Here is a 20,317-nt window from a genome sequence, read left to right on the forward strand (position 1 = left end):
GGCTCTGAATTTGCTGACCACTTGCATTCTCTGCCCCCGATGCAGTTCATTCTCATCCGGGCTGTTTCAGATGAGTTGCAAGTGTCCTGTGCACTCGGCATGACGATCGACCTCACCGCGCCTGTTGCGGCCGTAACGTATACCTCGTACGCGTTGTTGCTCCGCACGCCTGGGCATTTCCCCCGCCAGCACTCCCGTTCTCGCATATATCCCTGTACTTCGCCGCTTCCCCGGAAGCGGCTTTGAGATGGCCTACGGGTCGCGGAGTTATAAAAATGAAACGCATGTTGTTTAATGCCACGCAGCAAGAAGAACTGCGCGTAGCGATTGTCGACGGACAAAAACTGATCGACATCGATATCGAGACAGCCGGGCGCGAACAGCGCAAATCCAACATCTACAAGGGCGTGATCACGCGCATCGAGCCATCGCTCGAAGCGTGCTTCGTCAGCTATGGCGAAGACCGCCACGGCTTCCTGCCTTTCAAGGAAGTTGCCCGCACGTATTTCCGTGAAGGCGTCGACGTGCGTAACGCTTCCGTCAAGGAAGCGCTGCGCGAAGGCCAGGAAATCATGGTCCAGGTGGAGAAGGAAGAGCGCGGCAACAAGGGCGCCGCCCTGACCTCGTTCGTCTCGCTGGCCGGCCGTTACCTGGTCCTGATGCCGAACAACCCGCGTGGCGGTGGCGTATCGCGCCGCGTGGAAGGTGAAGAGCGCCAGGAATTGCGCGAAACCATGGATAAACTGGACTTGCCTGCTGGCATGTCCGTGATTGCCCGCACGGCAGGCATCGGCCGCAACGTCGATGAACTGCAGTGGGACTTGAATTACCTGATGCAACTGTGGCGCGCCATCGAAGGCGCCGGCAAGTCGGCCAACGGCGCTTTCCTGATCTACCAGGAATCGTCCCTGGTTATCCGCGCCATCCGCGACTACTTCCAGCCCGACATCGGCGAGATCCTGATCGATACCGACGAGATCTACGACCAGGCGCACCAGTTCATGAGCCACGTGATGCCCGACATGGTGCACCGCGTAAAACGCTACAGCGACGACGTGCCGCTGTTCTCGCGCTTCCAGATCGAACACCAGATCGAAACGGCGTACAGCCGCACCGTGCCGCTGCCATCGGGTGGCGCCATCGTTATCGACCATACCGAAGCGCTGGTCTCCGTCGACGTCAACTCGGCCCGCGCCACGCGCGGCTCGGACATCGAGACGACCGCCTTCAACACCAACTGCGAAGCGGCCGAAGAAGTGGCCCGCCAGCTGCGTCTGCGCGACTTGGGCGGCTTGATCGTCATCGACTTCATCGACATGGAAGTGGCGAAAAACCAGCGCGAAGTGGAACAGCGTCTGAAAGATGCGCTGCACCATGACCGGGCCCGCGTACAAATGGGCAAGATCTCGCGCTTCGGCCTGATGGAACTGTCGCGCCAGCGCCTGCGCCCTTCGCTGTCCGAAGGTTCGCACGTGACGTGCCCGCGCTGCTCCGGCACCGGCCACATCCGCGATACGGAATCGTCTGCCCTGCAGGTGCTGCGCATCATCCAGGAAGAGGCGATGAAGGAAAACTCGGCCACCATCCACGTGCAAGTGCCCGTGGACGTGGGCGCCTTCCTGCTCAACGAAAAGCGCGGCGAAGTACTGAAGATCGAGAACCGCCACCGCATCGCCGTGATCCTGATCCCGAACAAGCATCTGGAAACGCCACACTACAAACTGGAACGCATCAAGCACGACGACCCGCGTCTGGAAGACAGCCAGGCCAGCTACAACCTGGCTGAAAGCGCTGAAACCGACATGGCGTACAGCAAGCGCCAGAAGGAAGAAGCCAAGCCGCGCCAGGAAGCCGTCGTCAAGACGATCACCCCTGACCAGCCGGCACCGCTGGTCGAGCGCAAGCCGGTGGAAGTGAAGGCCGCCCCGGCGCCTGCACCCGCCGCGCCGCAAGGCCTGATCGCCAAGATCATCAGCTTCTTCACCGGCGCTCCGGCACCGGTGGCGCCCGCACCTGCTCCTGTCGTACCAGCCAAGCCGGCCGGCGCCGACCGTGGCGACCGCAACAGCCGTGGCCCGCGTGGCCGTGGCCGCAATGGCAAGCCTGGCCGCGAAGAACGCGAACCAGGCCAGGGCCGTCCAGCCCAGGACGATGCAGCGAAAGAAGCGGAAGCACTGGAAAAAGCGGCCCGTCCGCCACGTCCACCGCGTCCGCCACGCGAACCGCGTGAAGCGCGCGAGAACGGCGATACGGCGGCAGCACCGCGCGAACGCGGTGAACGCCCTGAACGCGCCGAGCGTCCGGAACGCGCGGAACGTCCAGAGCGCGCCGAGCGTCCGCCACGCCAGCCACGCGAAGCGCGCGAACCACGCGCCGACAAGGCTGTTGTTGCTGAAGTGAAAGCTGAAGAGCTGGCACTGGTTGGCGCCACCGCCAGCGCAGTCAGCGTCGTCGTGCCGTCAAACGGTCCTGAATCCGACGCCGCACCGGCGAACCTGCTGAAGGCGCCGGCAAATGCCGGTCCTGAAGGCGAAGAGACGGAAACCGACGTGGAAGGCGAAGAACCGCGCCGCCGTCGTCGTCGTGGTGGCCGTAATCGCAACCGCCGTGACCGCGAAACGGGCGAGCTGATCGAATCGGCAAACGGTGACAACGAAGGCCAGGACGCACCAGTGATCAGCTTTACGGTCGCTCCGGCGCCGGAAGCTGCAACGGATGCCGCTCCAGTCGCCGTCGTGGCTGCCGCCGCTGTCGTCGCCGTCGCCGCACCAGTGGAAGCTGCATTGGATGCCGCTCCTGCCGTCGTGGCTGAAGTCGTGGAAGTGGTCGAAGTGGTGGAAGTGGTCAAGGTTGAAGAAGCCGCACCAGCGGCTGAAGTGATCGTGCCGCCGGCCCCTGTCGAAGCCGCCGTTGCTGCAGCGCAAGCTGAACCAGCCGCTGCCGAACCAGCACCAGCTGCCGAGTACAGCTTTGCCGAGAAAGCGGAAGTCGCACCGGCGCCTGCGCCTGCTCCAGCGGAAGTCATCGTCGAAGCGGCGCCAGTCGTGGAAACGGCAGCTGCCGTGGAAACCGTCGCCGTGGCTGAAGAAGTTCCAGCAGCAGCGCCAGTTGCCGAAGCGGCACCAGCCGTGGTGGAAGCTGCCCCGGTGGTTGCCGAAGCGGCTCCCGCCCCTGCTCCGGCACCAGCACCAGCGCCTGTCGTTGCTCCTGCTCCTGCTCCTGCCGCGCCGCTGGACTTGAGCGCGGTGCTCGGTTCGGCCGGCCTGACCCTGGCTGCCACCGATCCGGAAAAACTGCGCCTGGCGCAGGAAGCGGCCGCGAAGGCAGTCGCTCCGGTCCGCAAGCCGCGCGAACGCAAGCCATTGCCGCCGCAATCGGATGAGCCGTTGATCCAGGTCAACACGCAACGTCCATAAGCGCGCCGGGTTCGCCCAGCCGCCAATGATGAAAGGGGAAGCTCAGGCTTCCCCTTTTTTATGTCCACTTTTTTGCTGCCTTCCACCCGCCATGCACGAGAACGCCAACCTGCCTCCCGCCCCCGTCAGCCTGCGCAGCGCCTTCTGGTACTGGCTCAAGCTGGGCTGCGTCAGCTTTGGCGGCCCGGCCGGGCAAATCGCCATGATGCATGCGGAGCTGGTGGAAAAGCGGCGCTGGATTTCCGAGCAGCGTTTCCTGCACGCGCTCAATTACTGCATGCTGCTGCCGGGGCCGGAAGCGACCCAGCTGGCCATCTACATCGGCTGGCTGATGCATCGCACGCGCGGCGCCCTGGTGGCGGGCCTGCTGTTTTTGCTGCCCTCGCTGCTGGTGCTGATCGCCCTGTCCTGGCTGTACATGGCGTATGGCCACGTGGGCGCCATCGCCGGCGTCCTGTACGGCATCAAGCCGGCCGTCGTCGCCATCGTGCTGGCGGCCGCCTGGCGCCTGGGCCGGCGCACCTTGCGCAGCCCCGCCCTGATCGCCATCGCGGCGGCCGCATTTGTCGCCATCGCCGCGCTACAGCTGCCATTTCCGCTGATCGTGCTCGCCGCCGCCTTGCTCGGCATGGCGGGCGGGCGCTGGCTGCCGGACCACTTTCATGCCAACGGCGCGTCGCATGGCGGCGCGGCCCGCTACGGCGCCGCCCTGATCGATGACGACACGCCGACGCCGGACCACGCGCGCTTCCGCTGGCCGCGCCTGCTTGGCACGGCTGCCGTGGGCCTGGCGCTGGCCTTCTTCGTCTGGCTGGGCCTGGCGCTGGCGGGCGGCACGGACCAGCCGCTGGCGCAGATGGGCGTGTTTTTCAGCAAGGCGGCCCTGCTCACGTTCGGCGGCGCGTATGCCGTGCTGCCCTACCTGGTGCAGGGCGCCGCCGACCACTACCACTGGATCACGAGCGCGCAAATGATGGATGGCCTGGCGCTGGGCGAAACGACGCCCGGCCCGCTGATCATGATCGTCGCCTTCATCGGTTTTGTCGGCGGCTGGAGCCATGCCGTAACGGGTGAGCAGCTGTGGCTGGCCGGCGTGTGCGGCGCGCTCGTTGCCAGCTGGTTTACTTTCCTGCCCTCGTTCATCTTCATCCTGGCCGGCGCGCCCCTCGTGGAAGCGTCGCGCGGCAATCTGCGCCTGAGCGCGCCGCTGACTGCCATCTCGGCGGCCGTGGTCGGCGTCATCGCCAGCCTGGCCCTGTTCTTTGGTCACCATGTCTTCTGGCAAACAAGCCCGCTGCCGCACTGGGACTGGGTAGCGATTGCCATCGCGCTGGCGGCCGGCGTGGCGCTGATCAAGTTTCAAGTGGGCACCATCAAATTGCTGCTCGCCTGTGCCATCCTCGGCCTCGTGCTATCGTATCTGCCTTGACCGATTTTACGTAAGTGGCATGACCTTTCATGGCTGACAAGATTATCTACCTCGCCGAAGCCCGCAATGGGGCACCGGCGATCCCCGCACGACTGGAAAGTCCCAGCGGCAACGTGGCCGACAGCCTGGGCCGGCCCCTGCACGACTTGCGCATCTCGATTACCGACCGCTGCAATTTCCGTTGCGTGTATTGCATGCCGAAGGACGTGTTCGACAAGAACCACGTGTATCTGCCGCACACGGATTTGCTGTCGTTCGAGGAAATCACGCGCATCGCGCGCCTGTTCGTCGCGCACGGCGTGGAAAAGATCCGCCTGACGGGCGGCGAGCCGCTGCTGCGCAAGAATATCGAAAAGCTCATCGCCATGCTGGCCGCGCTGCGCACGCCGTCGGGCCAGCCGCTGGACCTGACCCTGACGACCAACGGCTCCTTGCTGGCCAGAAAAGCGCAAGCGCTCAAGGATGCGGGCCTGAACCGCGTGACCGTGTCGCTCGACTCGCTCGACGACGCCACCTTCAAGCGCATGAACGACGTCGATTTCGCCGTCGCCGACGTGCTGCACGGCATCGATGCGGCGCACGCGGCCGGCCTGGGTCCCATCAAGATCAATATGGTCGTCAAGGCCGGCATGAACGAGCAGGAAATCGTGCCCATGGCGCGCCACTTCAAGGGCACGCCATATATCCTGCGCTTCATCGAATACATGGACGTGGGCGCCTCGAACGGCTGGAATTTGCAGGAAGTCATCCCTTCGGCCGAAGTCGTGCGCCGCATAGCCTCACACATGCCCTTGCTGCCCATTAACCCGAACTACACGGGCGAGACGGCGGCGCGCTGGCGCTATGCGGATGGCGGCGGCGAAATCGGCCTCATTTCCAGCGTCACGCAAGCGTTCTGCGCCGACTGCAGCCGTGCCCGCCTCTCGACCGAGGGCAAGCTGTACACGTGCCTGTTCGCCAGCAGCGGCCACGACCTGCGCAGCCTGCTGCGCGGCGGCCATAGCGACGCGGAAATATCATCGGCCGTGGCGCAGCTGTGGCGCGGCCGCGGCGACCGCTATTCGCAATTGCGCACCAGCCAGACGGATTTGACGGGCGGCACACTTGAGCACGGTAAAAAGAAAGTGGAAATGTCGTACATCGGCGGCTGAATCCGGGGCGGCGCACGCCCCGCGCTGCTACCATGGCGCATGCACCAATTTCCCTACCTGACATGATCAACAAACACGACATTACCGGCCTGATCCTGGCCGGAGGCCTCGGCACGCGCATGGGCCAGCGCGACAAGGGCATGCTGCCCCTGCATGGCCAGCCCCTGGCCCGCCATGTGCTGCAGCGCCTGGCGCCGCAAGTGGGCGAATTGGCCATCAGTGTCCACGCCGATGCCGGCGATTACGCGCGCTTCGGCCTGCCCGTGTGGCCCGATGCGCTGCCGGGCCAGCTGGGGCCCCTGGCCGGCCTGCACAGCGGCATGCGGCACGCCGGCACGCCGTATCTGCTGACCGTGCCGTGCGATTCTCCCCTGTTGCCGCCCGACCTGGCAGCGCGCCTGGCGGCCGGTTTGATCGACAACGATGCCGACCTGGCCATCGCCGTCACCGAGGAGACCGACCCGGCGACGGGAGCGGCCGTGCGCCGCCCGCACCCGGTTTTTTGCCTGGTGAAAACCTCGGCCCTGCCCCAGTTAGACGCTTATCTGCGCAGCGGCGAGCGCCGCATGCGCACCTGGCATGGCCCCTTGAAACTGGCTGAGGTGCTCTTCGAGAACCATGGCGCGTTCGGCAACATCAATACCCCGGACGAGCTGGCCGCCCTGCAAGCGCAGGGCTTGTCCGTGCCGATGGCGCAAGCCATCCTGGCCGACACCGTCGCGCCCGTCGCCGAGATCGAGGAACTGGCGCTGCCGCAAGCGTTCGAACGCATCCTGGCGGCCGACATCATCTCGCCCATCAGCGTGCCCGCGCACGACAATTCCGCCATGGATGGCTATGCCCTGCATGGGGCCGACCTCGGTGGCGACACGCCCGTGACCCTGGCCGTGGTCGACACCATCCTGGCCGGGCGTCCCGGCACGGTCAACGTCGGGCGCGGGCAATGCGCGCGCATCATGACGGGCGCCGTCATGCCGGACGGCTGCGACAGCGTGGTGCCGCAGGAACTGGTGCGGCACGCCAGCGAGCACAGCATCACCATGGCGCCGGACTGCATCCGCCCCGGCGACAACCGCCGTTTCAAGGGCGAAGACTTGATGCAAGGCCAGCCTGCGCTGCTGCAAGGCAAGCTACTCGGACCGGCAGAACTGGGGCTGCTGGCCTCGCTGGGCATCGCCACGGTGCCCGTGCGCCGGCGCCTGCGCGTGGCCTTCTTTTCCACCGGCGACGAATTGCGCTCGATCGGCGAGCTGCTCGACGCGGGCTGCATCTACGACAGCAACCGCTACACCCTGCTGGGCATGCTGACCCGCTTGGGCTGCGACGTGCTCGACATGGGCATCGTCAAGGACAATCCGCAAGCGCTGGAAGCTGCCCTGCGCGGTGCCTGCGCCAAGGCTGACGTCATCATCACCTCGGGCGGCGTGTCCAGCGGCGCGGCCGATTTTACGCGCGAGATACTCGCCCGCCTCGGTGACGTGGCCTTCTGGCACATCAACATGCGCCCGGGCCGCCCCATGGCCTTTGGCCGGATTGCCAGCGAAGGCGACACGGCCTTGCTGCTGGGCCTGCCCGGCAATCCCGTGGCCGTGATGGCGGCGTTTTATTTCCTCGCCCGCCCCACCCTGCTGCGCCTGATGGGCGCCGATGCGGACACGTCCACCCTGCCACTGCTGCAAGTGGCGGCGCAAGCGCCCATCCGCAAGAAACGGGGCCGCACGGAATACCAGCGCGGCATCGTCGAGCGGGGCGCGGACGGGCGCCAGCACGTGCGCGTGACAGGTGCGCAAGGCTCGGGCATCCTGCGTTCGATGACGCAAGCCAATTGCATGATCGTGCTGCATGAAGCGCAAGGCCACGTGGCGGCGGGCGACCTCGTCGACGTCGTGCTGTTCCATGGGCTGATCTAAGCAGCTCCCCCTTCCCTTCTCCTGAACGGCCCGCCCTGCGCGGGCCGTTTGCATTTCCCCATTGCAATCAATTCCCCTGCGCGGCCGATGTTCGCCTATCGAGATAAAAATATCAATCATTTCTCCTTAAAACAAATCAATAAACACAACACTAATTGCAATAATTTTATTTATTAGTTGATATTGAAGTTTCTTCGGTGATAACATTCGAACTCATACAAAAAAGTTCAATTTTGATATTGTTTTCACGAGGAACAACAATGAGACACAGCTCATGGATCGCGGGAGCCAGCTTGCTGGGTACGGCCTGCCTGCTTGCCACCTTGTCCCTGGCGCCCTTGCCCGCCAGCGCAAAAGGCATCGCGCGCGCCGATGTGCTCGATAACTGCAACTGGAATCGTCCCGGCGTCGACCCGTTCATGGGTGACGTGGTGGCGGCCGTGGACCGCTATACGGATATCGCGCCGCCCGTACGCGAACAATTGAAGGAGCGCATGCGTGCGCGCCAGTACGATGAGATCGTCGTGATCAGCCGCGACGCCATCCGCGGCAAGGGCAATTACAACGCGCGCATCAGCGACATGCATTTCGGCCCGGGTCGCGTTTGCCGCAACGTCACGCGCGCGGGCTGGAACGAGCAGATGCAGGAACGGGGACTCGTGTATTGCGTGCAGGGCCAGTGCATCCTGGTGCCGACGATCTGCCGCAACGTCAGCCGTATCACGCAAGCGCCCGCATCAGCGCCGCCAGCGGCCGGTGCCGCTCCCGGCGGTGCGGCACCCGTTGCCGCCGCGCCCGCCGCCCCGGCAGCGGCAGGCGTACCACTGATCGACAACCCCGACGCCTTGCGCGGCGGTTCCTTCACGGGCGGCGCCATGCCGCCCGAGGTGGCCAGCATTCCTTTCCTACCCTTCGATTATGTGCGTACCGTCGGCGGCATCACGTCGCCGGCCGGCATGGGCGGCGGAGGTGGTGGTGGTGGTGGCGGCAGCGGCCGGCCGCCGGACCAGGGCAGCAGCATCATCGTGCCGCCCACCGTGATCATCCCTACCTTGCCACCGACCGTGCCGACCGTTTTGCCGGCCGTGCCGGAACCGCAAACCTGGGCCATGCTGCTGGCGGGACTGGCGCTGACAGCCTTCGGCGCCAGAAAACGCCTTGCCAGCAAGCATGCCGCTTGAGGCGTAGCCAGCCGTATGCGGACTTGTTACTATGGTGCATTCCAGACAAGGACCGCCATGCCCGACATCGATAGCCGTTCGACACGTCTCGTTGCACTGCGCAACGAAGGCCGGCACGCGGAAGCGCTGCCGCTGCTGCAACAGCTGTTCGCCGAGGCCGGGCAAACCCTGAATCCGGCAAGGTCGAGCTATTTCATTGTCATGCTGGAGTGGAAGTTTTTGGCCGAGGCATACGCGCCAGCGTACGCCGCCCTGCAGGCGGAGCGTGATGCGCAAATCCAGTTGCTGCTGTCGGGCCAGCATGATTTCGGCCACCACGACAGCCGCGCGCCACAGGCAGGCAGCACGTTTGGCCGCAGGTCGCGCTTCTCTCTCATCGCCGAGATGAACGACACGCTGGGCGATGCCCGCTCCACCGCCGACCTGTTCGCCCAGCTGGACGCCAGCGCCCCCGAACTGGCGCGCCAATACGCTTGGCAAGCCCTGCAAGCTGTTGTCGAGGCGGGCAATTTCGCGCTCGCGGACCGCTATCACCGCGCCCCGCTGGAGCACCTCGATATGGTCAATGCCCTGTCCGCCAGCCTGCCCTTGTTTCCTGCGCCGGGCACGCCGCCGCGCCTGGCGGCGGAGTTGATGAATCTGGCAAAAGACGTGCGGATCGCCGCTGCCATACTGCGTGGACAAGGGCAAAGCGCCGAGGCGGACGCACTGGGCGCTGCCTTGCTTGCCGGCCTGGCGAATGACGCCATGCGCACACTGGCACAGCGCGAACTCGATGCGCCGGGCAGCATCACCGCTGAACTAGTCAACCATCAGATGGCGCAAGAACAGCAAGACCAGCAGACTTAGCCAGCCGCTGCGGCGAACGAAACGGCGCTATTCGGCATCCGCCTTACCCAGCAGCAAGGCGGCTGCCTCGCCCGGCAAGGCTTCCACCGATTTCAATTTGCGCGCCATCTGCCGGCTGCGCACTTCCGCGCTTTCGATATTCTTCGCCGCCTTTTCCAAGGTCAGCCGGGTTTGCGACAGCACCTCGCCGAACTTGCCGAATTCCGTCTTGACGGCGCCCAGCACCTGCCACACTTCGGACGAGCGCTTTTCCAGCGCCAGGGTGCGGAAACCCATCTGCAAGCTGTTGAGCAAGGCCGTCAGGGTGGACGGCCCGGCGATGCTGACCCGGTGCACGCGCTGCAATTCGTCGGCCAGTCCCGGGCGGCGCAGCACTTCCGCATACAGCCCCTCGGTAGGCAGGAACAGGATGGCAAAGTCGGTGGTCAGCGGCGGCGCCAGGTATTTCTCGGCGATGGTTTTCGCTTCGCCCCGCACGGCCCGCTCCAGTTCGCGTCCGGCCAGGGCCACGCCGTCGGCATCGGCCCGCTCGGCCGCCTCGACCAGGCGCTCGTATTGTTCCTTGGGGAATTTCGCGTCAATCGGCATCCACACTGGCGGCCCGCCGTCGACCATGCCCGGCAGTTTCAAGGCGAATTCCACGCGCGCGCCGCTGCCCGGCAAGGTTTCCACATTCTTCGCGTACTGGTCGACAGTGAGTACCTGCTCCAGCAGCATTTCCAGCTGCACTTCGCCCCACGTTCCCCGCGTCTTGACGTTGGTAAGCACCCGCTTCAGATCGCCCACGCCCAGCGCCAGCTGCTGCATCTCGCCGAGTCCCTGATGAACTTTTTCCAGCCGCTCCGACACTTGCTGGAACGAGGCGGACAGGCGCGTTTCCAAGGTCGCGTGCAGTTTCTCGTCGACCGTCTTGCGCATCTCTTCCAGACGCGCGCCATTGTCGGCCTGCAAATCGCGGATCTTGTTTTCCAACGTGGCACGCACTTCCAGCATGCGCTGGGCATTCGATTCCGTCAGCTGCGCCAAAGTTTGATTGGTACTCTCGGCAAAGCGCGCCAGGCTTTGCGCCTGTTCTTCGCGTCCGACTTTGCCCTGCGCCTGCATCTGCGTGCGCAGGCTGTCGAGCTGTTGCAGGGTCGCCGCCTGGAATTGCGCCAGGCCCGCGGCCAGGTCTTGCCGCGTGGCCTGTGCCGACGCCTGCAGCTGCAGCCGCACTTCGCGCTCGACCCGGTCGATGCGTTCCAGGCTTTGCTGCTGGTGCTGCTGCACCAGGGCCAGGGTGGTGGCGCCATCGCCGGCCGCGCCACGCGGGCGCAGCAAGATCAATAGCAACAAGACGATGGCGACGACGGCGGCGCCCAGCAGGCTGTAGAACTCGATTGGGCTCATGGGTGTCAGTCAGGTTTGTTACGCATCCAGTCGGCCGTCTGATAGAACGATTCCATCAGGCGCACGCGCAAGGATTCTTCGATGCCCGTGTCTTCCATGGCCCAGGCCATGGCGCGCAGCCACTGGTCGCGCTCGCTGGTACCGATGGCATACGGCAAATGACGGGCGCGCAGGCGCGGGTGGCCGAATTTCTCGATATACAAATCCGGTCCGCCCATCCAGCCCGTGAGGAAAAAATACAGCTTGTCGCGCGAGCCGTCCGTCGACGGCGGATGCATGACGCGGATGCCGGCGAACTCGGGCTCGAGTTCCATCAAGTCATAAAAACGGTCGACCATTTCGCGCAGCACGGGGGCGCCGCCGATGGTCTCGTACAGGGTGGGGGCAGTGGTATCAGTCATGGCCGCCATGATAGCGCAAGCGCTGGCGGCCCATGCGGCGCCAGCGCCCTCTGCCACAATAAATGGCAATATACTTGACTGATCAAGCTTTTATCAAATACCATGCAATTTTTAACGAGAGATAAAAACAGCATGTCAACCACCGTCCAACCTCCTTTGCTACGCAATATCAACTTCCGCTGGCTGCTCGGCGGCGGCCTCGTGTCCATGCTCGGTGACCAGTTCAGCATGCTGGCCCTGCCCTGGCTGGTGCTGAGCCTGACAAACGATAGCCTCAGCCTGGGCATCGCCGTGGCCCTGATGGGCGCGCCGCGCGCCGTGCTCATCTTGTTCGGCGGCACCATCGCCGACCGTTACTCGCCCCGGCGCGTGCTGCTGCTGAGCAAATATGCAAACGCCGCCATCCTGCTGGCACTGTCCGGCCTGCTGATGCTGGACCAGGCCAGTGTGGCGCTCGCGTATGCAGCCGCGCTGGCGCTGGGCGTCGCCTCCGCCTTCGGCATTCCCGCCGGCACCGCCATCCTGCCGCAAGCCGTGCCGCCGCAAGTGCTGCAAACGGCCAACAGCCTGCAGATGGGCGCGCGCCAGTTGTCCTTGCTGGCCGGCCCGCTGCTGGCGGCGCTCGTGCTCGGCGCCCACGATGGCGGGCAGCAAACCGGCATGGCGGCGCTGGCCGCCGCCTTTGCCATCGATGCGCTGACGTTTCTGTTCTCGGCCTGGACCTTGCGGCAAGTCAGCCTGCGGCCACTGGCAGCGGCCACAGCGGCGCAAGGTATGTGGCGCGACATGGCGGCGGGCCTGTCCATGGTGTGGCGCGACATGGCCTTGCGCAGCTGCTATGCCTACTGGGCCGTGGTGGCGTTCTTCGTCATGGGACCGCTGCAAGTGGCCCTGCCCGTACTGGCCAGCGAGCGTCTGCACGGCGCCCCGGCGCTCGGTTTGCTGATGGGCGCGCACGGCGCCGGTACCCTGGCCGGCATGCTGGCGTCCAGCCTGGGCGGCGCCTGGCTGCGCCGCCGCTTCGGCGCCACCCTGCTCGCCGTTGACGCCATCGTCGCCATCCTGCTGATGGCGCTGGGGCAAATCGATACAGCCTGGCAAGGCGCGGCCTTGCTGGCCGTCACGGGATTGCTGGGCGGCTATGTGCAGGTGGCGATCTTTACCTGGATACAGCGGCGCGTGGCGCCCGCCATGCTGGGCCGGGCGATGGCGCTGTTCATGGGTATCTTCCTGGGACTGGCGCCGCTGTCCGCTGCGGCCACGGGCGCGCTGCTGCGCCACCTGAGCGTGGGCGAACTGTTCTGCGCCGGAGGCGCCCTGCTGCTGGCCGCCGCCATCGCCGCCGCCCTGCTCACGGATATTGCGCGCATCGCAAGCACCGATTACATCACCCAAGCTTGAGGACGTCTCACCATGGATAAAACACAGCAAGCTGCCTTGAAAGCAGCTTACCGGCAACAAGCACCCGCACTGGGCATCATCGCGCTGCGCCACCTGCCCAGCGGCCGCACCCTGCTCGAACGCAGCCGCAACGCGCCCGGCGCGCTGAACCGCCACCGTTTCGAACTCGCGCTGGGCTCGCACCGCAATGCGCGCCTGCAGGCGGACTGGCGGCGCGACGGCGAGGCGGTTTTCCGCTTCGACATCATCGACACCGTCAAGGCATCGGCCGATCCCGGTTTCGATGCGGACGCCGAGCTGGACGCCCTGCTGGCGCTGCACCAGGCGCAGCTGCTCGATCAAGGGCAATCACGCTATTGAGCGGCCATGCTTTACACTTGCGCACTCACGCACTACGCACCATGCAGCAAATGAAAAGGATGTCATGACCGATCTCACTCCCCCGCCGCCGGACGGCGGCAGCGCGCTGGACTTTTGCCTGCGCCTGGCGCGCGCCCAGGCCATGCTCGTGCGCCGCTTCGACAGCACCCTGGGCAATCTGCATGGCTTGAGCTTTGGCGATTATCAATTGCTGTACCACTTGCAGCGGGCACCCGGCGGACGCCTGCGCCGCATCGACCTGGCCGAGCGCCTGGCGCTGACGGCGTCCGGCATCACGCGCTCGCTGATGCCGCTGGAAAAAATCGGTCTGGTGGCGCGCCAGGCCGATGCGCGCGATGCCCGCGTCGGCTACGCCGCCATCACGGCCGCGGGACTGGAATTGCTGACGCATGCGAATACGACGGCGCAGACGCTGGGCCAGGAATTGCTGGGTAATGCCAGCGCGGAACAGCTGGCGCCCCTGTCCCTGCTATTGAACGGCATCGCCGGCAACCAGCCCGGGCAAGGCTGAGGTCTACACCAGCGCCAGCTTGCGCAGGCGCCGCGTCGATGGCCAGCGCGCCATGCCCGTCTCGTCGCGGATGGCGGCGCAGGCGGCCAGCACCCTGGCGCACTCGTCCTCGCGCAAGCCCGCATTCAGGGTCAGGCGCACCAGCGAGCGGTTCTTCGGCGTGGCCGGCGCGCAGAAGACTGCGCCAAAGATGCCATGCCGTTCCAGCGCCTTGCGCAGGATCAGGGTATCGGGTTCGCTGCCCGCTTCCAGCGCGATGATCTGCTCGGTGCCGTCGCTGACGTTGTAGCCCAGATCCATCAGCCCCTGGCGCAACTGCACGCTGTGGCGGTGCAGCGCGGCGCGGCGGCCATCGGCGGCGCGGATGAAATCAAGCGCCGCATCGAACCACGCCAGCTCGTGTTCGAGCAGGCAGGAGCTGAAGATGGCGGGCCGCGAAGCGGACAAAAAATATCCTTTGAAACGGCCCGAACAGGTAATCAGCCCGGCCCGGCCCGCAAACGCCTTGGCCAGCGACGCCGTGCGGAAATGCACGCGCTCGGCCAGGCCCAGCTCCACCACCAGCCCCGCGCCCTGCGGGCCATGCGTGCCCAGCGAGTGCGACTCGTCGACGATCAGCATGCTGCCGCTGCGCTCGGCGATTTCCACCATCTCCAGCAGCGGCGCCACGCTGCCATTCGTACTGTACAGCGCATCGACGATGATGATGCCGGGGCCATGCTTGTCGATCTGGCGCTGCAGGTGGGTGCCATCGTTGTGCAGAAAAGCAACAGGCACGGCTTGCGCCGATTGCACGCCCTCCCACAGCGAAGCGTGCGCCTGCATATCGAGGTACACGGGGATGCCGGGCCCGGCCAGGCTTTGCAGCAAGCCCACATTGGCGGCCCAGCCCGACTGCGCCAGCACGCACGCTTCGCTGCCCAGATAGTCCGCGAATTTTTGTTCCAGCCGGTGCTGGCGGCTGCCTTCCTGCAGGAAGACGGACGACATCAGCATGGCGCCGCCGCCCTGCAAGACGCGCGCCTGGGCCGCCAGCAGCGCCGCCTCGCCGGCGATGTTCAGGTAATCATTACCTGCCAGCATGACCGCACTGGCCGGCATGGCTTGCCATTCATGCAAATGCTGGCCGCCAAGCAGCTTCTCGATGCGCTCGACGTAGTGTTCATCCATGCGCGCATGCACGAAGGCGGGCATCCGTTGTTCGGCGTGGATGGCGCGGGACGACAGGGGGGAAATGGCGTTTAACATAGGAACTCCTGATTGGTTGCGAGGGAACTACCGCATCCAACATGCGCGAGCCATCGGGCAAGAGTTTGATACAGCTCAACAGTTATGCCGATATCCTGCTGATACAGAGGGAACCCGCCGATCATGTTGCATTGACACGCCTCAACGAACGCGCCCCCTGATCATGAAGCATGCGCAGTCCCCTTCCGGAAAACGATGGCAAGGCAAGCTGCTCCAGCCTTTCCTGCATTTCCACGACGCCATCGAACACACGCCTGTGCGGCGCGCACAGGTGCGTAAGCTGGCGCTCATCGGTGCGCTGGGCATGCCCCTGTACTACGCGCTGTGGCATTATTTTTTTCCGCAGGAATATGAATCGCCGCTGCTGCGCATCGTGGCGGCGCTGCTGTTCCTGCCCGCGCTATGGCCCGACCGCTTCAGCAATACCTGGTTCAGCGTCTACCTGTTCCTGGGTCTGACCTTCGAACTGCCGTTTTTCTTCACGTATATGTTCCTGATGAACCATGCCTCGACCATGTGGGTGCATTCGCTGCTGGTGGCGCTGGTCGTGCTGTTTCACTTCGATACACGCATCGCCATACTCGCCTACCTGAGCGGCACCCTGCTGGCCTGCCTGGCGTTTGCCGTGGCCGGCGATCCCGCCTTCCTGCTCAGCGGCGGCGTCTTGCAGCAATTGCCCGTGCACTGGTTCACGATTGCCGTGCTGTCCGTGGTCAAGGTGGGGCGCAACGTGGGCGCGCAAGAGAAACTGGCCGGGCTGGCGGCTGGCCTGGGCAGCGTGGCGCACGAATTGCGCACGCCCCTCGTCAGCGTCGAGGCGAACGTGCGCGGGCTGCAGCGCGGGCTACAGCAAAACATGCAAGACCAGCCACCCGACGCGGCCAGCCTGGAAGCGCTGGCGCGCATCCAGTTCGAAGTGCGCCATATGCACCACATGATCGATCTGTTCCTGCTCAGTGCCAGCGCCGTCAACCGCAAGCTCGAAGCGAATGAAGCGGTGGCCATGCACGACAGCGTGGCGGCCGTACTGCGCCGCTATCCGTTTACCAGCACGGCCCAGCGCGACATCGTCAAGGTCGATGTGCGCGCCGATTTCACGTTTCCCGGCCAGTCGGAACTGTGCGTGGTGATCCTGCTCAACCTGCTGCGCAATGCCTTGAAAAGCATCCACCGCGCGGGCAAGGGCCGCGTGCGCATCATCATCGATGGCGCCCATCCCGTGCCGCGCCTGCTGTTCATCGACACGGGCTGCGGCATCGCCACCAGCCGCCTGCCGCTGATCTTCGACCGCTTCTATTCCTATCCCTCGCACAACGGCAGCGGCATCGGCCTGGCCCTGTGCCGGCAAATCATGCAAGCCTGGCAGGCGCGCATCCGCTGCGTCGCGCGCGAAGGCGCCTACGCCATCTTCGTGCTGGAATTTCCCCAGCCCCTGCCCGTGCCCACGCACAACCGTTTTCCATCCATCCACCGCGCGAGGTGACGCATGCAACTGCCCGTCTACACCCATCCGACCCTGACCGTACTGATCGACGACAGCGATTCCTTCCTGAAAAGCCTGGCGTTCCAGCTCGATCCCGGCCTGGCGCGCAAGACTTTTCACGACACCAGCAGCGCCCTGCACTGGCTGCGCCAGAGTGCGCAACCGGGCGAAACGCCGCTGCACGTGAACTTCGACACGCAAAACCTGCCGCCCGACCAATGCAACGTGGCGCTCGATATCGAACGCATCTGGCGCATCAGCGGCCAGGCGCAGCGCTTTGCCGTGCCCTCCGTGCTGGTGGTCGATTATTCGATGCCGCAGATGAATGGCCTGGAATTTTGCGAGGCCGTGCGCGATCTGCCGTGCAAGAAGATTTTATTTACGGGGGCGGCCGATGAAAAAGTGGCCGTGACGGCCTTCAACCGGGGCTTGATTGACCGCTACATCAAGAAAAGCGACGACGATGCGCTCGACATCCTGGAACAGGAAATCGTGGCCTTGCAGCGCGAATTCTTCCTGCAGCAAACGGAGACCGTGCGCGACTTGCTGATGCTGCACGATTACACTTTCCTGCAAGACGAGGCGCTGGCCGCCGTCGTGCACGAGCTGTGCCAGCGCCATGGCTTTGTCGAATACTATATTTTCCCCAATCCCAGCGGCATCCTGTTCTTCACGCGCGACGGCCACGCCAAGCTGATGATCATCGAGACGGAACGCAGCCTGCACACGCAATATGAAATGGCGCGCGACAGCGACGCGCCCGAGTCATTGCTGCTGGCGCTGCTGGAAATGCGCGTGATCCCGTATTTCTCCGACGCCGACAGCGACGGCATGTACGCGGCGCAGATCGGCGAAAACTGGTTCCGCTACTGCGCCGCGCCCACCATCTGCCTGGGCCGCGTGACGTATTTCTGGGCCCTGTTCGACGTGCCGGCGCACCAGCTGGGGCAACCGGTCATGTCCTACTCGCAATTTTTGCGCGCGGGCGCGGGCGCGGGCGACAGCGTCAGCGCTTAGGACTAGCCTTCGCGCAGGGTCTGCAGCGGCGGATGTTTGAGCACATTGCGCAAGCCCAGCCAGCCGCCGGCGATCGCGCACAGGGCGCCGGCCAGCAGGCCGAACGCCCACACGCCGGGCGCAAAGCTCCAGGCGAACTTGAACTGGTACGTGGCCAGGGCCCAGCCCATGGCGGCCGCGCCCGATGCGGCCAGCAAGCCGGCCAGCGCGCCGACGAGGGAAAACTCGATCAGCTGCGCCTGCGCCAGCTGCCGCCGCGTGGCGCCCAAGGCGCGCAGCAAGCCCGCTTCGCGCGTGCGCTCATCCTGCGAACCCATCAGGGCCGCATACAGCACCAGCAAGCCCGAGGCCAGGGTGAAGGCGAAGAGGAATTCAACGGCCGTCACCACCTGGTCCAGCACGCTCTGGATTTGTTTGAGCACGCCGCCCACGTCGACCACCGTCAGGTTCGGGTAGTCGCGCAGCAGAGCATTCCCCAGGTCCGCCTGCGCGGGCGGCAGGTGAAACGCCGTGATCCACGTCTGCGGCGTGTCCGCCATGGCGGCAGGGTTGATGATGACGAAGAAATTGACGCGCATCGAGCCCCATTCCAGCTTGCGCAAACTCGTGATGGCCGCCTCCACGGGCTGGCCGGCGATGTCGAAGCGCAGCTTGTCGCCCAGTTTCAGCTTCAGGGTCTTGGCGATGCCCTCTTCCACCGACGCTTCGGCAGGCGCGCCGGGCGCATTGGCGAACCACTTGCCGGCCACCAGCTTGTTTTCTTCCTGCATGGTGGACATCGTCGACAAGTTGAATTCGCGGTCGGCCAGGCCCTTGGCGCGGTCATCCTCGTAGGTGCTTTCCGTGATGGCGTTGCCGTTCACGGCCACCAGGCGCCCGCGTATCATCGGATACAAGGGCGCGTTGGCCACGCCCGCTTGCGCCAGGCGCGTGGCGATCGGCTCTTTCTGTTCCGGCAGGATATTGATCATGAAGCGGTTCGGCGCGTCCGGCGGCGTGGCATTACGCCAGGCCACCATCAGGTCGCCGCGCACCACCGTCAGCAGCAGCAAGGCCATCAAGCCCAGGGCCAGCGACACCACCTGGATGACGGTGGCGCCCGGGCGGCGCTGCAAGGACGTGACGGCAAAGCGCCAGCCCTGGTGGTTGAAAACGCCGCGCAGGGTTTTCAGCGACTTGATACCCAGCCAGCCGGCCAGGCCGAACAGGGCGAAGCCGCCGAGAAAGCCGGCCGCCGTCAGCAGCGCCAGTTTCACGTCGCCCGCCTGCCACAACAGCAGCACGACGAAGGCGGCGATGCCCAGGCCATACGTGGCCACGGCCAGCGCCTGCGGCGGCTCCTGCTCGCGGCGAATCACGCGGTTGTGCGGGACATTGCGCAACTGCAAAATCGGCGGCAGGGCAAAACCCAGCAAGAGCAGCATGCCGGTGGCCACGCCTTGCAGCGCGGGCAGCATGGACACGGGCGGCAAGTCGTTCTGCACCAGTTTGCCCAAGAGTTCGAGCAGCACCAGGTGGCCGCCGAAACCCACTATCACGCCAACGACGCTGCCGGCCAGGCCGACGAGCAGGAATTCGATCACGTACATGGCCGTGACCTGGTTTTGCGTCAAGCCCAGGCAACGCAGCATGGCGCACGCGTCCAGGTGGCGCAGCATGAAGCGGCGCGCGGCCATGGCCACGGCGACGGCCGCCAGCATGGCCGACAGCAAGCCGACGAGGGAAAGAAAACGGTCGGCGCGGTCCAGGGTCGACTGCATCTGCGGGCTGCCCGATTCCAGCGATTCGATGCGCACGCCCTTGATGGCCTGCGTCTTGATCTGGCTTTCCAGCCTGGCTTGATATTGCGCAAGCTCGGCGGCCTTGGCGGGTGGCGCCGACAGCAGCAGCCGGTACGACACGCGCGAGCCGTTCTGCACCAGCGCCGTGGCGGCCAGGTCGCCCAGGGGCAGCATGACTCTCGGGGCGAAGTTCAAGAAGGACGCGCCGCGGTCCGGTTCGCTGGCGATCAGTTGCGTGACCGTAAATGCCTTGTCACCGAGGGTCAATGTGTCGCCCAGCTTGGCGTTCAGGCTGGACAGGATCGCCGCATCGACCCACAGGGTGCCGGGCGCCGGCACCTGGTCCGTGGGCCGTCCCACGGCATCCTGCGCTTCGCTCAGTGTGGTCGTGATTTTCAGCTTGCCCCGCTGCGGATAGCCGGGCGAGACGGCCTTGATGGACGCCAGCTGCGACAGCGACTGCTCGCCCTCGCCCGCCTGCGCCATGCTGGGAAACGTCACCGTGTCGGCCAGGATGAAGCCGCGCTGTTGCGCTTCGGCGCGCCAGGCCGCATTGACGGGCTGGTCGGCGTTGATGACGAGATCGGCCCCCAGCAGCTGGTGCGCGTCGCGGTTCAAGCCCGCGCGCAGGCGGTCGACGAAGAAGCCGACGGCCGACAGGGCCGCCACGGCGACGATCAGCGCGACGAGCAGGAAACGCAGTTGCCCGGCGCGCCAGTCGCGGCCGGTCATTTTCAGGGAGAGGCGGAACATGGGCGGCGGGTCTTTA

15 protein-coding genes are annotated in these 20,317 nt (G+C 65.3%); 11 read left to right on the forward strand and 4 right to left on the reverse strand.

Annotated features, from left to right (window positions below):
* Positions 1–275 precede the first annotated feature (275 nt).
* The 6 genes from OPV09_RS23685 to OPV09_RS23710 all read left to right on the forward strand — a co-directional run bounded on the left by OPV09_RS23685 (position 276) and on the right by OPV09_RS23710 (position 9,936).
* Positions 276–3,416, forward strand: a complete 3,141-nt coding sequence (locus OPV09_RS23685; RefSeq protein WP_338679513.1) for an Rne/Rng family ribonuclease — start codon at positions 276–278, stop codon at positions 3,414–3,416.
* 91 nt (positions 3,417–3,507) lie between these two features.
* Positions 3,508–4,845 carry a chromate efflux transporter gene (chrA, locus tag OPV09_RS23690; protein WP_338679514.1) on the forward strand — a complete coding sequence of 446 codons (1,338 nt, stop codon included), beginning with the start codon at positions 3,508–3,510 and terminating at the stop codon, positions 4,843–4,845.
* 29 nt (positions 4,846–4,874) lie between these two features.
* Positions 4,875–5,996 (forward strand): GTP 3',8-cyclase MoaA, encoded by a 1,122-nt coding sequence (moaA, locus tag OPV09_RS23695; RefSeq protein WP_338679515.1) that lies wholly within the window; start codon positions 4,875–4,877, stop codon positions 5,994–5,996.
* A gap of 62 nt (positions 5,997–6,058) precedes the next feature.
* Positions 6,059–7,906 carry a gephyrin-like molybdotransferase Glp gene (gene glp, locus OPV09_RS23700; protein ID WP_338679516.1) on the forward strand — a complete coding sequence of 616 codons (1,848 nt, stop codon included), beginning with the start codon at positions 6,059–6,061 and terminating at the stop codon, positions 7,904–7,906.
* A gap of 260 nt (positions 7,907–8,166) precedes the next feature.
* Positions 8,167–9,087, forward strand: coding sequence for an MHFG family PEP-CTERM protein (locus tag OPV09_RS23705; RefSeq protein WP_338679517.1), 921 nt, complete (start codon positions 8,167–8,169; stop codon positions 9,085–9,087).
* A 57-nt stretch (positions 9,088–9,144) separates the two neighbouring features.
* Positions 9,145–9,936 (forward strand): hypothetical protein, encoded by a 792-nt coding sequence (locus OPV09_RS23710; protein ID WP_072455414.1) that lies wholly within the window; start codon positions 9,145–9,147, stop codon positions 9,934–9,936.
* A gap of 27 nt (positions 9,937–9,963) precedes the next feature.
* Here OPV09_RS23710 and rmuC read toward each other — a convergent pair whose 3' ends face one another.
* Together rmuC and OPV09_RS23720 are read right to left on the reverse strand one after the other, a co-directional pair.
* Positions 9,964–11,325: a DNA recombination protein RmuC gene (gene rmuC, locus OPV09_RS23715; RefSeq protein WP_338679518.1), complete on the reverse strand. Its 1,362-nt coding sequence runs from the start codon at positions 11,323–11,325 to the stop codon at positions 9,964–9,966.
* Positions 11,326–11,330: 5 nt separating this feature from the next.
* On the reverse strand, positions 11,331–11,726 hold the full coding sequence (locus OPV09_RS23720) for a group II truncated hemoglobin (RefSeq protein ID WP_034754244.1): 396 nt from the start codon (positions 11,724–11,726) through the stop codon (positions 11,331–11,333).
* Between the two features lie 132 nt (positions 11,727–11,858).
* Between OPV09_RS23720 and OPV09_RS23725 the strand changes: the two genes are divergently transcribed.
* From OPV09_RS23725 to OPV09_RS23735, 3 genes are all read left to right on the forward strand, one after another.
* Positions 11,859–13,127 carry an MFS transporter gene (locus OPV09_RS23725; RefSeq protein WP_338679519.1) on the forward strand — a complete coding sequence of 423 codons (1,269 nt, stop codon included), beginning with the start codon at positions 11,859–11,861 and terminating at the stop codon, positions 13,125–13,127.
* Positions 13,128–13,139: 12 nt separating this feature from the next.
* A complete protein-coding gene (locus OPV09_RS23730; protein WP_338679520.1) occupies positions 13,140–13,487 on the forward strand; it encodes a GIY-YIG nuclease family protein in 348 nt (115 codons plus the stop codon).
* A 64-nt stretch (positions 13,488–13,551) separates the two neighbouring features.
* The gene (locus OPV09_RS23735; RefSeq protein ID WP_338679521.1) at positions 13,552–14,019 is read left to right on the forward strand and encodes a MarR family winged helix-turn-helix transcriptional regulator; all 468 of its coding nucleotides are present in this window, start codon (positions 13,552–13,554) and stop codon (positions 14,017–14,019) included.
* Between the two features lie 3 nt (positions 14,020–14,022).
* Here OPV09_RS23735 and cqsA read toward each other — a convergent pair whose 3' ends face one another.
* On the reverse strand, positions 14,023–15,267 hold the full coding sequence (gene cqsA, locus OPV09_RS23740) for an alpha-hydroxyketone-type quorum-sensing autoinducer synthase (RefSeq protein WP_338679522.1): 1,245 nt from the start codon (positions 15,265–15,267) through the stop codon (positions 14,023–14,025).
* A 163-nt stretch (positions 15,268–15,430) separates the two neighbouring features.
* On the opposite strand from cqsA, the gene OPV09_RS23745 reads away from it, so the two are divergent.
* Together OPV09_RS23745 and OPV09_RS23750 are read left to right on the forward strand one after the other, a co-directional pair.
* Positions 15,431–16,750, forward strand: coding sequence for a HAMP domain-containing sensor histidine kinase (locus OPV09_RS23745; RefSeq protein ID WP_338679523.1), 1,320 nt, complete (start codon positions 15,431–15,433; stop codon positions 16,748–16,750).
* A 3-nt stretch (positions 16,751–16,753) separates the two neighbouring features.
* The gene (locus OPV09_RS23750; RefSeq protein WP_338679524.1) at positions 16,754–17,767 is read left to right on the forward strand and encodes a response regulator; all 1,014 of its coding nucleotides are present in this window, start codon (positions 16,754–16,756) and stop codon (positions 17,765–17,767) included.
* Positions 17,768–17,769: 2 nt separating this feature from the next.
* On the opposite strand, the gene OPV09_RS23755 is transcribed toward OPV09_RS23750, so the two are convergent.
* The gene (locus tag OPV09_RS23755; RefSeq protein ID WP_338679525.1) at positions 17,770–20,301 is read right to left on the reverse strand and encodes an ABC transporter permease; all 2,532 of its coding nucleotides are present in this window, start codon (positions 20,299–20,301) and stop codon (positions 17,770–17,772) included.
* Positions 20,302–20,317 lie beyond the last annotated feature (16 nt).

It is taken from the genome of Janthinobacterium sp. TB1-E2, from assembly GCF_036885605.1.
Taxonomy (GTDB): domain Bacteria; phylum Pseudomonadota; class Gammaproteobacteria; order Burkholderiales; family Burkholderiaceae_D; genus Janthinobacterium; species Janthinobacterium aestuarii.

Bases quoted from the DNA above. Each gene is read 5' to 3' on its own strand.
- moaA (WP_338679515.1), top strand. From the start codon at position 4,875: ATGGCTGACAAGATTATCTACCTCGCCGAAGCCCGCAATGGGGCACCG.
- OPV09_RS23745 (WP_338679523.1), top strand. From the start codon at position 15,431: ATGAAGCATGCGCAGTCCCCTTCCGGAAAACGATGGCAAGGCAAGCTG.
- OPV09_RS23685 (WP_338679513.1), top strand. From the start codon at position 276: ATGAAACGCATGTTGTTTAATGCCACGCAGCAAGAAGAACTGCGCGTA.
- OPV09_RS23705 (WP_338679517.1), top strand. From the start codon at position 8,167: ATGAGACACAGCTCATGGATCGCGGGAGCCAGCTTGCTGGGTACGGCC.
- OPV09_RS23755 (WP_338679525.1), bottom strand. From the start codon at position 20,301: ATGTTCCGCCTCTCCCTGAAAATGACCGGCCGCGACTGGCGCGCCGGG.
- OPV09_RS23750 (WP_338679524.1), top strand. From the start codon at position 16,754: ATGCAACTGCCCGTCTACACCCATCCGACCCTGACCGTACTGATCGAC.
- chrA (WP_338679514.1), top strand. From the start codon at position 3,508: ATGCACGAGAACGCCAACCTGCCTCCCGCCCCCGTCAGCCTGCGCAGC.
- cqsA (WP_338679522.1), bottom strand. From the start codon at position 15,267: ATGTTAAACGCCATTTCCCCCCTGTCGTCCCGCGCCATCCACGCCGAA.
- OPV09_RS23725 (WP_338679519.1), top strand. From the start codon at position 11,859: ATGTCAACCACCGTCCAACCTCCTTTGCTACGCAATATCAACTTCCGC.
- OPV09_RS23710 (WP_072455414.1), top strand. From the start codon at position 9,145: ATGCCCGACATCGATAGCCGTTCGACACGTCTCGTTGCACTGCGCAAC.
- glp (WP_338679516.1), top strand. From the start codon at position 6,059: ATGATCAACAAACACGACATTACCGGCCTGATCCTGGCCGGAGGCCTC.
- OPV09_RS23735 (WP_338679521.1), top strand. From the start codon at position 13,552: ATGACCGATCTCACTCCCCCGCCGCCGGACGGCGGCAGCGCGCTGGAC.
- OPV09_RS23730 (WP_338679520.1), top strand. From the start codon at position 13,140: ATGGATAAAACACAGCAAGCTGCCTTGAAAGCAGCTTACCGGCAACAA.
- OPV09_RS23720 (WP_034754244.1), bottom strand. From the start codon at position 11,726: ATGACTGATACCACTGCCCCCACCCTGTACGAGACCATCGGCGGCGCC.
- rmuC (WP_338679518.1), bottom strand. From the start codon at position 11,325: ATGAGCCCAATCGAGTTCTACAGCCTGCTGGGCGCCGCCGTCGTCGCC.